20 protein-coding genes and 1 pseudogene are annotated in these 17,862 nt (G+C 39.5%); 15 read left to right on the top strand and 6 right to left on the bottom strand.

All coding sequences use genetic code 11. The features are described 5' to 3' along the window. The first annotated feature begins 104 nt into the window (after positions 1-104). The 3 genes from FZF09_RS17105 to thrB are packed head-to-tail and all read left to right on the top strand — an operon-like array spanning position 105 to position 3,386. On the top strand, positions 105-1,406 hold the full coding sequence (locus FZF09_RS17105; RefSeq protein WP_158737810.1) for a homoserine dehydrogenase: 1,302 nt from the start codon (positions 105-107) through the stop codon (positions 1,404-1,406). Next, complete coding sequence (thrC, locus tag FZF09_RS17100; RefSeq protein ID WP_158737809.1) at positions 1,406-2,476, top strand: threonine synthase; 1,071 nt, start codon at positions 1,406-1,408, stop codon at positions 2,474-2,476. The genes FZF09_RS17105 and thrC overlap by 1 nt, the downstream gene beginning before the upstream one ends. 4 nt (positions 2,477-2,480) lie before the next feature. Then, positions 2,481-3,386, top strand: coding sequence for a homoserine kinase (gene thrB, locus FZF09_RS17095; RefSeq protein WP_158737880.1), 906 nt, complete (start codon positions 2,481-2,483; stop codon positions 3,384-3,386). A gap of 125 nt (positions 3,387-3,511) precedes the next feature. Here thrB and FZF09_RS17090 read toward each other — a convergent pair whose 3' ends face one another. Next, positions 3,512-3,754, bottom strand: coding sequence for a NifU family protein (locus FZF09_RS17090; protein WP_091581395.1), 243 nt, complete (start codon positions 3,752-3,754; stop codon positions 3,512-3,514). A gap of 197 nt (positions 3,755-3,951) precedes the next feature. Here FZF09_RS17090 and FZF09_RS17085 point away from each other — a divergent pair, with 197 nt between their 5' ends. Further along, positions 3,952-4,275 (top strand): DUF1462 family protein, encoded by a 324-nt coding sequence (locus FZF09_RS17085; protein WP_158737808.1) that lies wholly within the window; start codon positions 3,952-3,954, stop codon positions 4,273-4,275. Between the two features lie 59 nt (positions 4,276-4,334). On the opposite strand, the gene FZF09_RS17080 is transcribed toward FZF09_RS17085, so the two are convergent. Together FZF09_RS17080 and FZF09_RS23400 are read right to left on the bottom strand one after the other, a co-directional pair. Next, entirely contained in the window at positions 4,335-5,405 is a 1,071-nt protein-coding gene (locus FZF09_RS17080) for an NAD(P)/FAD-dependent oxidoreductase (RefSeq protein WP_370514493.1), read from the bottom strand. A gap of 456 nt (positions 5,406-5,861) precedes the next feature. Continuing rightward, positions 5,862-5,975: pseudogene (locus tag FZF09_RS23400) on the bottom strand (TetR/AcrR family transcriptional regulator); the annotation flags it as partial. Positions 5,976-6,223: 248 nt separating this feature from the next. Between FZF09_RS23400 and FZF09_RS17075 the strand changes: the two are divergent. From FZF09_RS17075 to erpA, 5 genes are all read left to right on the top strand, one after another. Then, a complete protein-coding gene (locus FZF09_RS17075) occupies positions 6,224-6,460 on the top strand; it encodes a YuzB family protein (protein ID WP_091581403.1) in 237 nt (78 codons plus the stop codon). A 124-nt stretch (positions 6,461-6,584) separates the two neighbouring features. Next, complete coding sequence (locus tag FZF09_RS17070; protein ID WP_199256816.1) at positions 6,585-6,836, top strand: hypothetical protein; 252 nt, start codon at positions 6,585-6,587, stop codon at positions 6,834-6,836. Beyond that, positions 6,836-7,693, top strand: coding sequence for a diaminopimelate epimerase (gene dapF, locus FZF09_RS17065; RefSeq protein ID WP_158737878.1), 858 nt, complete (start codon positions 6,836-6,838; stop codon positions 7,691-7,693). Before FZF09_RS17070 ends, dapF begins: the two co-directional genes overlap by 1 nt. Positions 7,694-7,916: 223 nt before the next feature. Beyond that, positions 7,917-8,132: an aspartyl-phosphate phosphatase Spo0E family protein gene (locus FZF09_RS17060; RefSeq protein WP_158737806.1), complete on the top strand. Its 216-nt coding sequence runs from the start codon at positions 7,917-7,919 to the stop codon at positions 8,130-8,132. 76 nt (positions 8,133-8,208) lie between these two features. Continuing rightward, positions 8,209-8,562: an iron-sulfur cluster insertion protein ErpA gene (gene erpA, locus FZF09_RS17055; RefSeq protein WP_158737805.1), complete on the top strand. Its 354-nt coding sequence runs from the start codon at positions 8,209-8,211 to the stop codon at positions 8,560-8,562. A gap of 100 nt (positions 8,563-8,662) precedes the next feature. On the opposite strand, the gene FZF09_RS17050 is transcribed toward erpA, so the two are convergent. Further along, the gene (locus FZF09_RS17050; protein WP_158737877.1) at positions 8,663-9,652 is read right to left on the bottom strand and encodes an NAD(P)/FAD-dependent oxidoreductase; all 990 of its coding nucleotides are present in this window, start codon (positions 9,650-9,652) and stop codon (positions 8,663-8,665) included. A 353-nt stretch (positions 9,653-10,005) separates the two neighbouring features. On the opposite strand from FZF09_RS17050, the gene FZF09_RS17045 reads away from it, so the two are divergent. The 3 genes from FZF09_RS17045 to FZF09_RS17035 all read left to right on the top strand — a co-directional run bounded on the left by FZF09_RS17045 (position 10,006) and on the right by FZF09_RS17035 (position 12,760). Further along, entirely contained in the window at positions 10,006-11,244 is a 1,239-nt protein-coding gene (locus tag FZF09_RS17045) for an NAD(P)/FAD-dependent oxidoreductase (protein ID WP_233269535.1), read from the top strand. A gap of 308 nt (positions 11,245-11,552) precedes the next feature. Next, complete coding sequence (locus FZF09_RS17040; RefSeq protein ID WP_158737804.1) at positions 11,553-11,882, top strand: YuiB family protein; 330 nt, start codon at positions 11,553-11,555, stop codon at positions 11,880-11,882. A 206-nt stretch (positions 11,883-12,088) separates the two neighbouring features. Next, a complete protein-coding gene (locus FZF09_RS17035; protein WP_158737803.1) occupies positions 12,089-12,760 on the top strand; it encodes a 3D domain-containing protein in 672 nt (223 codons plus the stop codon). 1 nt (position 12,761) lies between these two features. Here FZF09_RS17035 and FZF09_RS17030 read toward each other — a convergent pair whose 3' ends face one another. Together FZF09_RS17030 and FZF09_RS17025 are read right to left on the bottom strand one after the other, a co-directional pair. Continuing rightward, positions 12,762-13,574, bottom strand: a complete 813-nt coding sequence (locus FZF09_RS17030) for a cobalamin-binding protein (RefSeq protein ID WP_158737802.1) — start codon at positions 13,572-13,574, stop codon at positions 12,762-12,764. 16 nt (positions 13,575-13,590) lie between these two features. After that, positions 13,591-14,070: a divergent PAP2 family protein gene (locus tag FZF09_RS17025; RefSeq protein WP_158737801.1), complete on the bottom strand. Its 480-nt coding sequence runs from the start codon at positions 14,068-14,070 to the stop codon at positions 13,591-13,593. A 750-nt stretch (positions 14,071-14,820) separates the two neighbouring features. Between FZF09_RS17025 and FZF09_RS17020 the strand changes: the two genes are divergently transcribed. From FZF09_RS17020 to FZF09_RS17010, 3 genes are all read left to right on the top strand, one after another. Next, on the top strand, positions 14,821-15,369 hold the full coding sequence (locus FZF09_RS17020; protein WP_158737800.1) for a TRAP transporter small permease: 549 nt from the start codon (positions 14,821-14,823) through the stop codon (positions 15,367-15,369). Between the two features lie 32 nt (positions 15,370-15,401). After that, a complete protein-coding gene (locus FZF09_RS17015) occupies positions 15,402-16,667 on the top strand; it encodes a TRAP transporter large permease (RefSeq protein WP_158737799.1) in 1,266 nt (421 codons plus the stop codon). A 63-nt stretch (positions 16,668-16,730) separates the two neighbouring features. Further along, on the top strand, positions 16,731-17,822 hold the full coding sequence (locus FZF09_RS17010; RefSeq protein WP_158737798.1) for a TRAP transporter substrate-binding protein: 1,092 nt from the start codon (positions 16,731-16,733) through the stop codon (positions 17,820-17,822). Positions 17,823-17,862 lie beyond the last annotated feature (40 nt).

Genomic DNA, 17,862 nt, shown 5'->3' with positions numbered 1-17,862 from the left:
TATGTGGGAATATAGACGATATGCCAATTGACATATTATAGGCTTTTATGCCATGATATGTACTATTCAAGTAAAGTTCGGAACAGGCGCAAGGGGTGGAGAGTATGGAACATGGAGTGGTTATTGGATTACTCGGTCTGGGTACTGTAGGAAGCGGAGTTATCCAAATTGTAAATGAGCATCAACAAGAACTAAAGCACCAAGTTGGGTGTGGTATTACGATTGGCAAGGTGCTTGTTAGAGATAAAGATAAATACCGGGGATCGCAAATTGACCAGGGTCAATTAACCGTTCATGCTGAAGAGGTTTTAAACGATCCGGATATTGATGTAGTTATTGAGGTGATGGGGGGAGTACAGCAAGCTCGAGAGTACATTCTCCAGGCTCTTAATAATAAAAAACATGTAGTGACAGCCAACAAAGATTTAATGGCTTTGTATGGAGCAGAATTGCTGAAAGTTGCAGCAGATAACGGCTGTGACTTGTTTTATGAAGCAAGCGTTGCGGGGGGGATTCCCGTTATTCGAGGAGTGAGCGAAGGCTTATCTGCTGACCGTATTACCCAAATGATGGGTATTGTAAATGGGACAACAAATTATATTTTGACTAAAATGGAACAAGATGGCAGAGATTATGAAGAGGTTCTAAAGGAAGCTCAAGAGCTCGGTTTTGCCGAAAGTGATCCTACATCAGACGTAGAAGGCCTTGATGCAGCTCGTAAGATGGCGATATTGGCTACGCTTGGTTTTTCTATGAATGTTGACCTTGAAGACGTTATTGTTCGAGGTATTACAACAGTTACGACCGAGGACATGAAATATTGCAAACAACTCGGTTATACTCTAAAACTAATTGGTCTTGCAAAACGGACAGAAGGACGAGTGGAGCTGACGGTTCAGCCAATGCTCTTGCCAAACAGTCATCCGCTTGCAGCTGTACAAGACGAATATAACGCTGTTTATGTATACGGAGAAGCAGTAGGCGAAACGATGTTCTACGGACCTGGTGCAGGTTCGCTGCCAACTGCTACAGCAGTAGTATCTGATTTAGTCACCGTTGTGAAAAACTTACGTTTAGGAGTAAGCGGCAGAACCATTCATTCACCGCTCCATATAAAAGAGCTCAAAACAGATGAAGAAGTAGATTCAAAATACTTTCTGCGTTTGCAAGTAAGAGATGAGACGGGCACATTTGATGCGTTGACCTCTTTGTTTGCAAAAGAGGATGTCAGTTTTGAAAAGCTGCTGCAATGGCCGTTGGATGAAGAAGAGCCTGTGGCTGAAGTGGTTATTATTACTCATACTATCAATAGAGCAGTGTATGAAAGAATTTATAAAGAGTTAGAAAATATGGACGTCGTACTGGATGTTAAAAGCAGTTACCGCGTCGAGGGAGGACAAGCGTAATGAGCAGCTGGAAGGGATTGCTTCACACCTATAAAGAATATTTACCGGTGAACGATGAGACACCGCTTTTGACTTTAAATGAAGGAAATACCCCGCTCATACCGCTTGAGCGTTTATCAGAAGAGTGGGGAGCAGAAATTTATGTAAAAACAGAAGGTGCTAATCCTACCGGTTCCTTTAAAGACCGCGGCATGGTAATGGCTGTTGCAAAAGCTAAAGAAGAAGGAAGCAAAGCCATCATATGCGCCTCCACCGGTAATACTTCTGCTGCAGCTGCGGCATATGGAGCTAGAGCAGGTCTTCGCTGTATTGTCGTTATACCAGAAGGAAAAATTGCACTGGGTAAACTTGCACAGGCTGTCATGTACGGAGCAGAAGTGTTTGAAATTCAGGGCAATTTTGATAACGCGCTCGACATTGTCCGCTCTGTGAGCAAAAAAGAAAACATTACGCTTGTTAACTCCGTAAATCCTTATCGAATTGAGGGGCAGAAGACATCCGCTTTTGAAATTTGTGATGTCCTCGGAGAAGCTCCGGATGTTCTTTCCATCCCGGTCGGAAATGCAGGGAATATAACAGCTTATTGGAAAGGATTTAAAGAGTACAACGATAAAAAAAGCACCGGACTTCCGCAAATGCATGGATTTGAAGCAGAAGGCGCCGCTGCTATTGTGAAAGATAAAGTTATTGAAGAGCCGGAAACGGTAGCTACAGCTATTCGAATAGGAAATCCAGCCAGCTGGTCAAAAGCAGTAGAAGCAGCTGATGAGTCAAACGGGCAAATTGGCATGGTCACAGACGAAGAAATTTTAGAAGCCTATCAGCTTCTAGCTCAAAAAGAAGGTGTTTTTGCCGAACCAGCTTCTTGCGCTTCCATTGCAGGATTGAAAAAACAAATAGAAAGCGGAGCGGTTCCAAAAGGTTCCAAGGTTGTATGTGTATTAACCGGTAACGGATTAAAGGATCCAAGCACAGCTATTGATACGGTAACCGTAAAACCTACAGTCATACCAAACGAAGAAGAAGCCTTTCTTGAACAGCTCAAAGGAGGGGTGACAAGTGGGAGGTGAAAAAATGGTTATCACGGTCCCAGCAAGCTCCGCTAATTTAGGCCCAGGATTTGATTCTATTGGTCTTGCGGTTAATCGCTATTTAACGTTAGAAGCAGAACGCGCTTTTGAGTGGAGATTTTATTCTGACTCTCCTGAGTTGGCTGATATCCCTGAAGGAAAAGATAATTTGGTATATCAAGTTGCAGAAGAATTAGCCAGACAGCTCGGCAAAGAACTTCCGGCTTGTGAAGTCAAAATGACTAGTGATATACCGCTTGCTAGAGGACTAGGGAGCAGTGCAGCAGCCATTATTGCTGCAATTGAGCTTACCGATCAGCTAACTAATGCTTCCCTTTTAAAAGAAGAAAAAATGAGGTTCGCCAGTGCGTGGGAGGGTCATCCTGACAATGTAGGACCTTGTTTATACGGCGGTTTAATTGTCGGCTCACACACTGAAGAGGAAACAGACATGGTTCATTGCGGCGTACCGGATATTGATTTAGTGATGGCTGTTCCATCTTCTGAATTGATGACAAAGAAAGCAAGAGGAATTTTACCGGAGTCGCTGCAATATCATAAGGCTGTTCAAGGCAGTGCTGTAAGCAATGTCCTGGTAGCTGCTCTTTTAAAAGAAAACTGGGAATTGGTAGGAAAAATGATGGTGCGTGATGTCTTCCATCACCCGTACAGGGAAAAACTTGTACCAGGATTGGCAGAGATCATGGAGAACATACAGGATTACGGAGCATATGGGGCTGCTTTAAGCGGCGCAGGTCCTACTGTTATGTGCATTGTCCCAAGAGGAAAAGGGGAAGAAGTATGCGAAAAACTGCAAAAAGATTATCCGCAGTTTCAAGTGCAAACAGCTAAGCCTGCTCCTTTTGGATCGAACGTACGATATAAAAAACTTACCGCAAAAACCAGCTAGTCATGGGCGAGCTGCAAATCCAATTGGTGTATCCGCCATTCGTCGTAATCTTTATGCTTTTGATGCCATAACAAAAAGGGTGTCCCGCACTGGGGGCACCCTTTTTAAATGACGTCAAATGGTCATTAAAATACTTGTTCTAACTCCACTACACCAGGAACTTCTTCAAGCAGAGCGCGCTCGATTCCTGCTTTCAATGTAATTGTAGAAGATGGGCAAGAGCCGCATGCTCCCATAAGACGAACTTTAACAATGCCGTCTTCAACATCAACTAATTCAACGTCTCCGCCGTCACGCAGCAAAAACGGACGCAGCTTTTCGAGAACTTCCTGGACTTGAGCGTGCATGTCTTCTGTTGTGTTTGGCATGCTTTTCATCTCTCCTTTCATTCTTTCCCCTTATTATATTATCCTTTTCGGATATATTCCATAATCATTAGGGCTTAATCCATATTCTACTATGAAACGCTTGTTAATGACAACCAAAGAGGTCGTATTATTTGAAAACGTCATTGCTTATATAGAATATCAAATAGTAAGATAGAAAAAAAGGGGGAGAGCGGTTCATGCGAGAAACAAAATCAATTGAAGTGAAAATATATGGAGCCGAAAAGAAATGTCCAAGTTGTGTTCATTTCCCTTCAAGTCTTGAGACAAAGGAATGGTTAGAAGCAGCGCTTACTCGGAAGTATCCAAGCAAAACGTTTCATTTTATGTACGTGGATATAGAAAAATCTCATTTAGAAGGCAAAGACCTGCAAATCGCAGAAGAAATTTCTGCTGGTGATTTAATGTATCCTCTCGTGACCATTGAAGGGGAAATTGCTGCGGAAGGGAATCCTCGTTTAAAAAAGCTGTATCAAAAAATAGAAGGGCTGCATCAGCAATAATTGCCGATCGCAGCCTTTTTCACTGGTAGGATTGGTGTCTGCATCTCGTCACGTTTTCTTTATACACCAGAATGATGTTTATACATCCATAACACACCGCTTTTTAAGAGCCGTGCTACTCTTCCTGTTACAGCTGTATCTCCCATCACGCCAAACCCGTGTTTTTTTCCTAAGGAGCCAAGAACCCCTTTTAATTTGATTTTTGGAAGCTTTTCCGGCAGGGCTTCATTGTTCCAGCGTTTTTTTAGAACCATCGCAATTTGCTCCGCCTGTCCTTCTGCAAGCTGTGCGCTTGGGGCGTGAGGGAGGCTGGCACAATCTCCGACAACAAAGGTGTTTTCTTCATCAGGCAGGTGGTGGTGGGGGGTCAACACTACCCGTCCTTTTTCATCTTTTTTTACATCAAGATCACGTACTACTTTGTTCGGCTGTATACCTGCTGTCCAAATAATGGCGTCAGAGGCTATAAAATCGTCATGGTTATACAAACCATTTTTTTCGACTTTCGTAATGTTTGAATTGCTGATTACTTCTACTTCATGCTTTACAAACCAATTTTGTACATAATTGCTAAGACGTTTTGGAAACATGGGCAAAATCGTTTCGCCGCGGTCAAAAAGTTTTATATGCAGGTCGGAGCGGCTTTCTCTAAGTTCACTTGCCACTTCTACACCACTTAACCCAGCACCGACAATAGAAACAACAGATTGAGCAGGCAGGTTATTAAGCGCTTCATATGTTCGTCTCGTTTTTTCCATGCTTTGAATGCTGTACGTATTTTCCTCTGCACCGGGTACACCGTGATATTTATCTTCACAGCCAAGGCCAATGATTAATATGTCATAAGAAAGAGGCTCTTCTCCTCTCATATGAATAAGTTTGTTATCTCTGTCGATAGAATCAACGGTGCCAAAATGCAGGGAAAGGCGGTCATGCTTAGGAAAAGGCACTCTTACATCGTGATCGGATTCCGTCCCTGCAGCTAATGCATAATACTCCGTTTTAAAACAATGATATGGAAGTTTGTCTACAAGCACTAATTCTATATCGTCTGGAAGATCGTTAGGAAGCAGCCGCTGTAAAATCCGCATGCCTCCATAACCCCCTCCTAAAATAACTAATCTTTTCATAGCACGATTACCCCTTTTAGTAAGAATTCCTTTTAAGCTGGTATGCAATAATAACATAAGCTCATCTAAAAACGCTTCACGGGTATCTTCCTTGCAAGCTGCTAATGTGTAATAAAAGTGACTGTTAATGACGTTAGCCCATAATGAGACATCTGTATCGGCTTTTACTTCTTCACGTTGTATACCAATTTCTAGCAGTTCATTCCATTTCTCAAGAAGAAGGGAGTCACTTTCAACAACATGCTGCCAAATGCGCCGGGTTAATTCTGGGTTAAAATGATATTCACCTAGAAAAAAACTAAAGTGCGCCCGGAGTTTTGAAATAAATGTTATCGTTTGGAGTCCATATGTTTTTAAATATTCATCTACCTCATAAAGCCGGTCTTCAGCTAACGTTTCCATGATGGACTCTTTTGTAGGGAAATAATTAAAAAAGGTTCCTTTAGCTACCTCTACTGTTTCTGTAATTTCCTGAACTGTGGTCGATTCAAACCCTTTTTCTCGAAAAAGAGAAACGGCAGCACTTAATATTTTTCCCCTGGTTTGTTGTTTTTTTTCAGATCTTTTCATTTTTTTATCTCTCCAATAGAACAGAGAAAATTTAATGTACTAAGAATATGTAAAAAATGACCTCGGTCACTTAAGATTATAACGATTTTATGGCAAATTTACAACAATCTGAAGAAAAATCTAATTATTATGAATTGCCGCGATGTAATAGCGGTTTATTCTTCTCTAAATTCCTGATAAGTAAAACGTGTTGACTTATTGTACATGCAGCGATAGGATAATTGCAGACCCTTAAAGAGGTGAGAATAATGAGGCCGATTATAGAATTTTGTTTAAGTAATCTGGCGAGCGGCACTCAAAAAGTAAAAGAAGAATTAGAAAAAGACCCCAACCTTGATATTATTGAATACGGCTGTCTCGGTAACTGCGGGCAGTGTGCTGTCAGCATGTATGCCCTAGTAAACGGAGAAGTTGTAGAAGGGGAATCTTCAGAAGAGCTGCTTTCCAATATTTATAAATACTTGGATGAAAATCCAATGTTTTAGAAATAAGGAGCTGTTTCTTTAGCATGGAGCCCGAAGCTCCGCTTTGGAAACAGCTTTCTTTTTTACGCCTTACATAGAGAAAAGCAGGCTGCTCAAAATACATAACTAAGGGGGAAGGGATATAATGAAATTGATTCCTTTTGAAAATACGTGGCCGTATGAAAAAATGGGTGATGATATTTACATTGAAGACTGTCCCTATTGTGGTGCTGATAATGTTCTTACGTATATGAAACCAGCTGACTTAGAAAATGCGATGGATGAAATAAAAACACCGCTTGTAATGCCTTGTTGTCACACCAAAATGACAATCGTTCAAGCCGATAATGATTATTTTTGGACCACAGAGCCGTTGAGGAAACGAGGGAGTAAATGATGAAGTTCACTAAAATGCACGGTCTAGGCAACAGTTATATTTATATAAATCTTTTTGAAGAATCATTGAAAGAAGAAGACTTACCTGAACTAGCAATAAATCTTTCAAATAAAAATACAGGCATTGGTTCAGATGGAATGATATTAATTGGACCATCTAATGATCAAGATATTCGGATGCGAGTTTTTAACGCAGACGGTTCCGAAGCAAAGAATTGCGGCAACGGCCTGCGCTGTGTAGCAAAGCTGGCCTTTGAAAAAAACCTCGTGACAAAAAAAGAGTTCACCGTTGAAACGCTTGGGGGCCCAGTGAAAGCAAGTGTAGAGTTAAGCGAAGGTGGACAGCAAGTAAAGCTGATTTCTGTGGATATGGGACCTCCACGTTTACTAAAAAAAGACGTGCCTATGGAGGGGAATCCAGACAGTAAAACAATCGAAGAAGCCGTAGAAGTGTCTGGTACCACTTTTTATATGACTGCCCTTTCAATGGGAAACCCTCATGCAGTGTTTTTTGTAGATGAGATCGAAACTGCTCCAGTGGAGAGAGTAGGCCCTATTCTTGAAAAGCATAGCATGTTTCCAGAATCAGCAAACATTGAATTTGTAGAAATGGCAGCTGATGACAACATGCACTTTCGTGTGTGGGAAAGAGGTTCAGGGGTGACACAAGCATGCGGTACCGGAGCTTGTGCTGCTGTGGCAGCAGCTATAATGACAGGTCGAACCAAAAAGGATATTGATGTAACCGTTCATCTTCTTGGAGGAGATCTTCATATTAGGTGGGAAGAGGACGGCAACATATGGATGACAGGACCGGCCGAGATAATATGTGAAGGAACGTATATAAAGCAAGAGTAAGAGAAAGTAAAAGGTTTAATTGACGCGCTGGCATTCGCCATTGGGACTAAACCACAAGCAGATTGTTCTAATATCCATTTTGGCAGAATAACCTCTCCAAAGAAACCTAAATATAAATGAAAGAATGTTCAATTGATTGGATTAAAATTGTTTGTTGCATGGGAAATAAGGTAAAATGAATTATATCGTTTAACCATTTACTCTAAAAAGGGGAGGGAAGGGAATGGAAAAACATGTATTCCCTGTCATGGAGAAAAAAGAGTTAGAAACTCTACGGCAAAAGATGATGGAAGCTGCTGAACTCCATGGTTTAGAGCATCCTTTAGTCTTGCATTACAGCCAAAAAGTGGATCAGGAACACAATAAAATGCTTAGGACGGACACGAAATCTTTCCCTTCTGTAACTTCCCTCAGTCTAAGAAAATGCCAGATCATTTGAAAGGTACTTTGAAAAACGATATACTACCATAAAGAAATCAATCTCCGAATTGATAAACTTTAAAGGAGGTTTTTCAATGATTAACATTACAGACGCTGCTATTGAGCGTGTAAAGCATATGATGAAAGAAGAAGACGATGATAATCTGAAGCTTAGAGTCGGTGTTAAAGGCGGCGGCTGCAGCGGTTTATCTTATGGAATGGGTTTTGATGCAGAAATAGAAGATACAGATAAGGTACAAGAAAAAAATGGGTTGCAAATACTTGTAGACAAAGAAAGTGCCCCGCTCTTAGATGGGGTAGTCATTGATTATAAAGAAAATATGATGGGCGGCGGCTTTACGATCGACAATCCAAACGCTATCGCTTCTTGTGGATGTGGAAGCTCATTCAAAACAGCGACAAACGCCGGCACACCGGAGGATTGCTAATGAAAACCCCCTTACTGTTCAATATTGAACGGTAGGGGGTTTTTTCAGTAAGAGGTTGTTTTCTTTTGCTCGACATTTATTAGACTTTTGCTTTCTAATATTAAAACATATGAGAGCTGTGGCCTGGCTGAAGACGGGCGCTTGGATCAATATAAGCCTTCGCATTGTTAACTGCTGTAGGAGCTTCACCAAAGCCAGTAGCGATAAGCTTAACTTTTCCATCATACGTTGCGACATCTCCTGCAGCGTAAATTCCTTTAATGTTTGTTTCCATTTTGGAATTAACACGAATCATATTTTTTTCAATATCAAGACTCCATTCCTTAATTGGGCCAAGAGAGGATATAAAACCATAGTTAACGATTAAAGAGTCAACATCTATTGTCTTAACGGCGTCTCCTTTAACTTCTTCAATCGCTACCTGTTTAATTTTTTCTCCATCACCGATAAGTTCTTTCACTTGGAAAGGCGTGACAATATCAACATTTGATTGTTTAAGCTGCTCTACACTGTGCTCGTGAGCACGGAATTTATCACGGCGGTGCACAAGCGCTACATCAGCAATCGGATCAAGCATATTGGCCCAATCTACAGCTGAATCACCGCCTCCGCATATCATAACTTTTTGATCTGCAAATTCTTTTAAGTCATTCACAAAGTAATGAAGATTGGTGTTTTCATAAGGTTCTGCACCTTCTACTTTCAGCTTGCGCGGTTGAAATGCACCTACGCCTGCAGTGATAATAATGGTTTTAGAATAATGGATTTCTTTATCTGTATGCAGTTCAAAGAAGTCGTTATCAGTTTTGATAACATTATTTACCGATTGGTCGAGTACGACCTCCGACTCAAACGTGTGCATTTGTTCAATGAGGTTATTCACTAGTTCTTGTGCCCGTACTTTTGGAAAGCCTGCCACATCGTATATATACTTTTCAGGGTAAAGGGCCGAAAGCTGGCCGCCGAGTTGAGGCATACTTTCAATAATTTTGACTTTCGCCTGCCGCATACCTCCATAAAAAGCAGTAAATAAACCAGTCGGACCTCCCCCGATAATGGTAATATCATATATCTCATTTTCTAGGGTCAACACGTCCACCTCCATATGAACTTATAAAACGCTACCTCCTATTATAAGCATATGCCTTCATTTTTTAAAAGACAAATAGATAACATGTTATGTAAGAAGTTTTGAAAAAAAGGTTGAAAAACGTAAAAAAAAGAAATATCATAATATATGTGATTTGTGACTATTTTGCAATACAAATGTATTATTCATTAAACGGAAAAACAGAAACAGCATGTTCATATCTTATTATGTTTTATTGCTGTTTTCATTTTTACTATCCCGTAGAGAGGGATTTTTCTTACGTTCATATACGTGAAATTAATCACATGTGAATTTAATTTGTCGTAATCGTTAAAGTTCCGGGGAAAATATTAATGAGCAAATACTTTAAAATGGATGTGATTTCGATGGCTACTAAACCAAATATTTTAATTTTAGGTGCTGGTTACGGTGGAATGGTAACCGCTACCAAAATTACGAAAGAGCTAGGACACAATGAGGCAAATGTAACTTTAGTTAGTAAACATGATTATCATTACCAAACAACTTGGCTTCACGAACCGGCTGCGGGAACAATGCATCACGATCGTACACGGATGAAAATTGATGATGTGATTGATATCAATAAAATTAATTTCATTCAAGATGAAGTGGTTGAAATCCACAGAGAAGAAAACAAAGTATCATTGAAAAACAGCGGACAAGTAGAATTTGACTACCTTGTCACTGCTCTTGGTGCGGTTCCAGAAACGTTTGGCGTAGAGGGTGTGTTTGATTATTCCTTTAATAAGTGGACAGTAAATGGTGCTCGCGAAATGAAAGACCATATTGAATATATGTTCGCAAAATATAATAATGAGCCTGAACCAAAAGACGAGCTGTTAACATTTGTCGTTGCAGGTGCCGGCTTTACTGGTATCGAATTTATTGGGGAATTGAGTGAACGTGTGCCTGAGCTTTGTAAGGAATATGATATTCCAAAAAGCAAGGTGAAAATGTATGTTATCGAAGCAGCACCTACTGCTTTACCAGGATTTGATCCTGAACTGGTAGAATACGCCATGAACCTTCTTGAAAATCGCGGTGTAGAATTTAAAATTAATACCCCTATCAGTGAAGTGAAAGAAGACGGCGTCATTTTAAAAGACGGTGAAGAAATAAAATCTTCCACTGTAGTTTGGGCAACTGGTGTTCGAGGTAATCCAGTTATTGAAAAGTCTGGATTTGAGAACATGAGAGGCCGAGTGAAAGTAGACCCTGATCTGCGCGCTCCAGGACATGAAAACATTTTTATTATCGGAGATTGCTCCTTAATGATTAATGAAGAAACAGAGCGTCCTTTCCCTCCTACAGCCCAGATTGCCATGCAGCAAGCTGAAACAGTAGCAGCTAACTTAAAAGCTCTTGTAAAAGGGGAAGAGTTAAAAGAATTTAAGCCGGACATTAAAGGGACTGTTGCTTCTCTAGGTGGAAAAGAAGCAATCGGGGTTGTCGGTAATAAAAAACTCTTTGGAACATCTGCTAACTTTATGAAGAAAATGATTGACAACCGCTACCTTTGGATTTTGGGCGGAGTCGGTCTAACGCTGAAAAAAGGGAAAAACCCATTTTAAAAAAGAAACAAGGCTCTGCAAATGATTAGATGTTGCAGAGCCTTTTTATGCGTTACTATACTGGTATTAAAATATTTAAATAACGATGCCATTTTACGTAAAGGACGCAAAAAAGCGCATGGGCCTCGTTTTTGAAAGATGTCCTCAAAAACATCAATGTTAGAGTAAGCATTGAATCAGGTATTTTCGATACAATTAAAGCTGCTTCACACTTTAGTCATATCTATTGTGTATAATGAAAAAGTGTGAAAAGTTGACGACGGATTTCATCTTTCGGTACACTTACAATGATTTGGGGGTGAAAGAGAATGAGCGGCATAGGAAGCCTTCCTCAATTGATTATTTCAATGGCGTTGTTTTTACTTTTATTTTTTGGTATTGGATTTCTTTTAAATATGATATTGCGGTCTACGTGGATAATGGCGGTTGTTTATCCGCTTATTGTTATTGCCATAATAGATAATGTACGTTTTTTTGATTATATTTTATCGCCGGGAGCATCTTTTAGTGCTTTAGGTAATGATTTAATTTCGTTAAAACTCGTAGATATAGTCATTTTATCAAGCGGATTGATAGGAGCGATTATAGCGGGTATTGCAATAAGAATGCTGCGCGTACGCGGCTATCAAATGTTTTAAGGGTTGTTCTGTAGTAGAGCAGCTCTTTTTTTACTTTAGGAGGTTTAAGTTTGTTAAAAGATCAAAGTATAAGAAAACTATGACTTCCGCGATAGGACTCGGCGACAAGCCGAGTTTTTATAATATGAAAAAACGGAACACTTTTCTTCACAGGAATAAATTCTCTTTTTTTGGAGATGCTGTTTCTGTGAGAGGAGTGATTTTTAATGGATAAAAAAATAACATTTTACAGAAGGATGTCAATGACTTTATTTTTCGTCGTCGCAGTAACTACCACCTTATCTTATGTAACAAATGTAAAAGCACAAGAGCTGCCAGGGTATTTTTATGATTATATAAAAACCGAATATATACAGGATAAAAAGATTTCGGATGTCCCTGAAAAACGAGGAACGAACAACTATAAGCGCGGTATAGATGAAGAGTGGCCGGAACCTGCTTTTAATGAAGAAGCAGAGATATTATTTGAAACAGAAGGACCGACAGAAATGGTAACTGCGACAGGATATACAGCAGGCTATGAGTCTACGGGAAAAACAAAAGAAGATCCCGCCTACGGAATTACGTATTCAGGGGTTAAAGTTAGACGTGATCAGGTTTCTACTATTGCAGCTGATCCTGCGTATTTTCCAATAGGAACGGTTTTATATATTCCGGAGTACGGCTATGGCATTGTAGCAGACACCGGCTCAGCAATAAAAGGAAAAAAACTCGACTTATATTATGATTCTGTAGAAGACGTTTACGACAAATGGGGGAAACGCAATGTAGAAGTGTATGTGCTGAAAAAAGGAGATGGCACGCTGCGAGAAGAAGAATTAATGGCATTAAACAAAGAAGGAGCTTTACCGGTGGTTCAGCAAAGCCCATCTTTTTAAATTAGGATTCTTCTAAAAGGGGATCTAAGTTGGTAGGTTTTTGAAATACTTCCGGGTGTAAAAGGTGAGCAAGTTTTTGCAACCCTATCAACAGTCTTGGAGATGGCCGGCAGTACAAAGGTTCTTCTAAAACATGTACGTTATTCGTTTTTAGTGCTTTCATAGAGGACCAGCCTTCTCTTTTATACAATATTTCAGGTTTGACCTTTTCCGTTTGCACCCCAACCCATGCCATACAAATATGATCAGGTTCCAAATTTTTAATCTCTTCCCAGCTTACTTGGCAGCTTGCTTCGGTTCTGTCTTCTAATATATTTCTTGCACCGGCTAATCTGCTTATAGAAGACAGCCAATTCCCGCCTCCTGGACTGAAAGCCGGTTTAGGCCACCACTCCCAATAAAGACGAACTGGGTTGCATTCTGATGCTTTTCTTTCATAATCAGCCAGTATATCATCCATTCGACTCACCAATGTTTGAGCTTTTTTATAAGTACCGGTAGCTTCTCCAATAAGAAGAAGATCGCTCCTTACATCTTCAAGAGAATTTGGTTTTGATACAATGTACGGTAAATTTTTTTCTTTTAATTTCTCTATGTTTTTTTCCATTCCTGGGACACTTAACGAGGCAAGGACCAGATCAGGATTCAGATCTGCTGCTTTATCCATATCAATAGAAAGGTCAGGACCAAGCCGAGGCAAAGTATTTACAGTGTTCGGCCAATCCGAATAGTCATCAACGCCGATCAATTGCTCTGTTAGGCCAAGGTAAGCAGCGATTTCGGTATTACTGGGACATAGTGAAACGATGCGCATAAATCTTCTCCCTCCATTATCCAAACATCACAAAATGACCAATAACAGCAATAAGAATGCCAAAGAGAGCTCCAAAAAATACTTCGATTGGCTGATGGCCAAGAAGTTCTTTCAGTTCTTCTCTTTTTTCTGTTTCTTCTTTCTGCTGCCATGATTTTGCTTCTGTAACAAACTTATTAAAATCTACAACCAGCTGGTTTAAAACGGTAGCGTGATAACCAGCGTGGCGTCTAACACCCGTTGCATCGAACATAACGATGACTCCAAAAACAGTACATATCGCAAAAAGTGCGGAATCAAAACCGTGGTCCATGCCAATAGCAGTTGAAACGGAAGTGACAGCTGCCGAATGAGAACTAGGCATACCGCCTGTACTAGTAACTAGAGTGATATCCCATTTTTTTGATGCAATGTAGGCAAGAGGAATTTTAATTCCTTGAGCAAATAAGATAGAAATAAGAGCAATCCACAAAGGGAAATTATTCAATAGTTCCATTCATTAGAACGTCCTTTCGGTATATATGCTTTTATATAAGTGAATCAACTTCATAAGCGCTATTTTGATTACGAGGAAAATTTATATAATGTTCGATTATAATGATATAGAAATGAGTGATGAAATTCACTCAAGTAAGATAACTTTTCATTATTTATTATTTCTAATCCTAGTTTCGAAGAACTGCCTCTTTTATAATTTTCCAACTGCTGTTATACTAATATATACCTTGAGTTTTCGAATATTTTAGACAATTACTATATTATTATTTTATATCTTAATCTAATTATATCACAGAAAAACAAGCTACCGTTTTCCGATTTCGGTGACAAACTGTGCACCTTCCTGATGTATTACTGTATTACTCTTTTAGAACTATATGTTTATTAAAAAGAAGTACAATAGAACTAAAAGATATAATTAACAAGGGGGTGTATTGTAACAGGTATGCTACAAATATAGTGTTCTCATTTATGCTCAGGTTCATTATCAGTGAAATTTAAGGTGATATGATTGTTTATGCAATTTGAACAGGGAAAGTCCTTTCAGTTATGATAAAAAATGTTGTTATATGTTAAAAAATGCAAATAAGAAACGGCTGTCAGCGTAATGGACGTTAAATGCCTCTACCAACTGAGATACGGTTCAGGCTGCTTTCTTTACAAGGCGCTATGCTGATTTTTTTAATATTTTTCGAAAAATAAGTATAATAAAAAAACCACCTAAACGTTAGAATGGATGTTGATTAACATGAAAATGGTAAAGTGGTTAGATAACCAATTAAGAAGACTTGAAGAATTTATTTTGAGTCTTTCTATTATTACGATTACTGTAATGGTTGCAGGAAATGCCATCAGCCGGAATTTTGCAGGAAGAAGCTGGGCTTTTGCAGAAGAGATCAGCCAGCTGGCACTATTTATGGCAACATTTATGGGAATTAGTTACGTTGCACGGAAAGGCCGGCATATTAGTATGTCAGCCATATTTGATAATGTGCCTTTTAAGCTGCGGAAAACACTTGCTCTTCTCATTCCCTTCATAACAGGGGTAATCATGCTTGTTTTTGCTTATTATTCTTATGGATATGTACAATCGGTAATTGATGCAAATCGTGTAACATCGGCATTACGCTTACCATATTATTTGATGATCATGTGGGCGCCGATAGGGTTTGTATTAGGGGCGATGCAATTTTTCCGAAATTTCTGGGTAAACGTGAAAAATAAAGATGTTTATCTTGCAGCTGAAAGAAAAGATTATGACAAGGAAGAAGATATAGAACAATCTGGTTCAATATAAAATTTCTTTTGTAGAATGGCGGGGAAAAGCAAATGGTGACAACACTCTTACTTATTATGGTTGTCTTTTTACTTTTAGGTTTTCCAATGATGATTCCATTAACTTTGGCGCCATTGGTCGTTGTACTTATATACTTTCCAAATCTAGAACCATTTTTTATGGTGCAGCAGATGCTCGAAGGGATCTCTAATTATGCACTATTAGCTGTACCGCTGTTTATTTTCGCAGCAGATATTATGTCTATGGGAAGAACTTCCAATCGGCTCCTTGATTTTGTAGGGTCATTTGTAGGGCACTTGCGCGGAGGGTATGCGATCACTACTGCTGCAGCTTGTACATTGTTTGGGTCTATTTCCGGTTCGACACAAGGTACAGTTGTAGCTATCGGAAAACCAATGCGAGAAAGACTATTAAAGGTTGGCTATAAAGATTCTACAGCTATTGCTTTTATTATTAATTCCAGTGACGTGGCGCTTTTAGTTCCACCTAGTATCGGAATGATTATTTATGGTATTATATCCAATACTTCAATTGGAGACTTGTTTATTGCAGGTATCGGTCCAGGAGTGTTAATATTTTTATTTTTTGCTGTTTATGCATATATACACGCTCGGTTGTTTAACATCCCATTAGCGGAGAAGGCAACCTGGTCGGAACGTTTTCGTTTTACATGGAAAGCAATTTTTCCTCTGATGTTTCCGGTTATTATCATCGGAGGGATTTATACAGGATTTTTTACTCCGACAGAAGCTGCTGGGATCTCTGTTTTATACGCGTTATTGCTCGAACTTGTGATTTTCAGGTCATTTAGCTTGAAAAAAATACCAAAAATAGCGCTCTCAACCGGTCTTGTCACTTCAGCTGTTTTTATTCTCGTTGCTGGGGGTCAGGCATTTGCTTATATTATACAATTTGCAAGAATTCCCCAGATGATCTCTGAAGTATTTTTATCGGGAAATCCGGGGCCAATTTATGTATTGATTATTGTTTCTATATTCTTTTTTATAGGGTGCATGTTTGTAGATCCAATCGTTGTTATATTAATTTTAACGCCAATATTTGCACCCGCAGCACAGCAGGCTGGTATTGATCCTGTTCATCTTGGTGTTATTGTGACGTTCCAGGCTGCCCTGGGATCAGCAACACCGCCTTTTGGTGTAGATATATTTACAGCCAGTGCAGTGTTTAACCGATCATACTTAGACACGATAAGAGGGACACCTCCATTTATTGTTATGATGATTATAGTATGTGTGCTGCTTATTATGTTTCCACAGATTTCTCTATTCCTGCTGTAAATTAAAAATAGCTTAATGCAGGATTGAGATAGATTTAAGAAAATTTAAGGGGGTAATGTAACAATGAAAAAAAACAAATTTAGATGGCTGGTCAGCACGGCTTTGCTATCATCACTAATGCTGGCTGCTTGCGGCGGCGGAGAATCTGATGACGGAGGCGGAGACACTGATAATGGTGAATCAGCAGAAGGAAACGGAGAAACATATGAATGGCGTTTTGTAACAGAAGAAAATGATGGACAAGTACAATACGAATATGCAGAAGAATTTGCGAATCGTCTTGAAGAAAAATCAGACGGGCAGATTACAATGGATGTATATGAATTTGGCGGGTTAGGAAGCGAAGTAGACCAGGTCGAACAGCTGCAAAGCGGTGCTGTTGAATTTGCGATCGTTTCCCCAGGTTTCACAGGAACAATGGTGGAAGAAGGACAGATTTTCGCACTGCAGTTTTTGCTTCCGGATGATCAAGAAGTAACACATGAATTATTAAATACAAGTGAAGCACTAAATGACGATTTGGCCGCTCTTTATGAAGAAAACAATATTAAGCCGCTATCTTTCTGGACAGAAGGTGCAATGCAATGGACAGGTAATAGTGAGTTGACTGAGCCTGCAGATTTTGAAGGATTCAAAATGAGAACCCAGGATTCTCCTTTGATCCAAGAATCCTATAAAGCTTATGGTGCAGACCCTTCCGTAATGAGCTGGGGAGAGCTTTACTCTGGACTTCAGACTGGTACGGTAGATGGCCAAGAAAATCCAATTTTCTTTATTGCTGATGCTTCTTTCCATGAAGTACAGGATTATATGACGATTTCCAACCACAATACTTATGTTGCAATGACAACAGTTAATCCATCTTTCTATGATGGTCTGCCAGATGACATTAAAGGCATCATTGATGAAACAGTAGAAGAAATGCGCGATGTTGGTTTTGAACTACAGGATGACTTAAACAACGAATTGTTATCTGAAATTGAAGATAACGAAGAAAATCCAACTGAAGTTACTGAACTAACGGAAGATCAGCGTGATGCATTCCGTGAACTTGCGATTCCACAACGTGATTTTTATAGAGAAAATGCTGGGGATCAAGCAGGAGAGATTCTGGATAAATTAGAATCTGAAATTGAAGAAATACAAGGAGAATAAACGTACAAAAGGAACCCCGTCCAATGGGGTTCCTTTTGCA

The sequence above is a fragment of the Alteribacillus sp. YIM 98480 genome (genome assembly GCF_009765375.1).
In the GTDB taxonomy this organism is placed as follows: domain Bacteria; phylum Bacillota; class Bacilli; order Bacillales; family Marinococcaceae; genus Alteribacillus.
The sequence above is the reverse complement of the archived record's forward strand: the minus strand, read 5'-3'. Positions and strand labels throughout refer to the sequence as shown.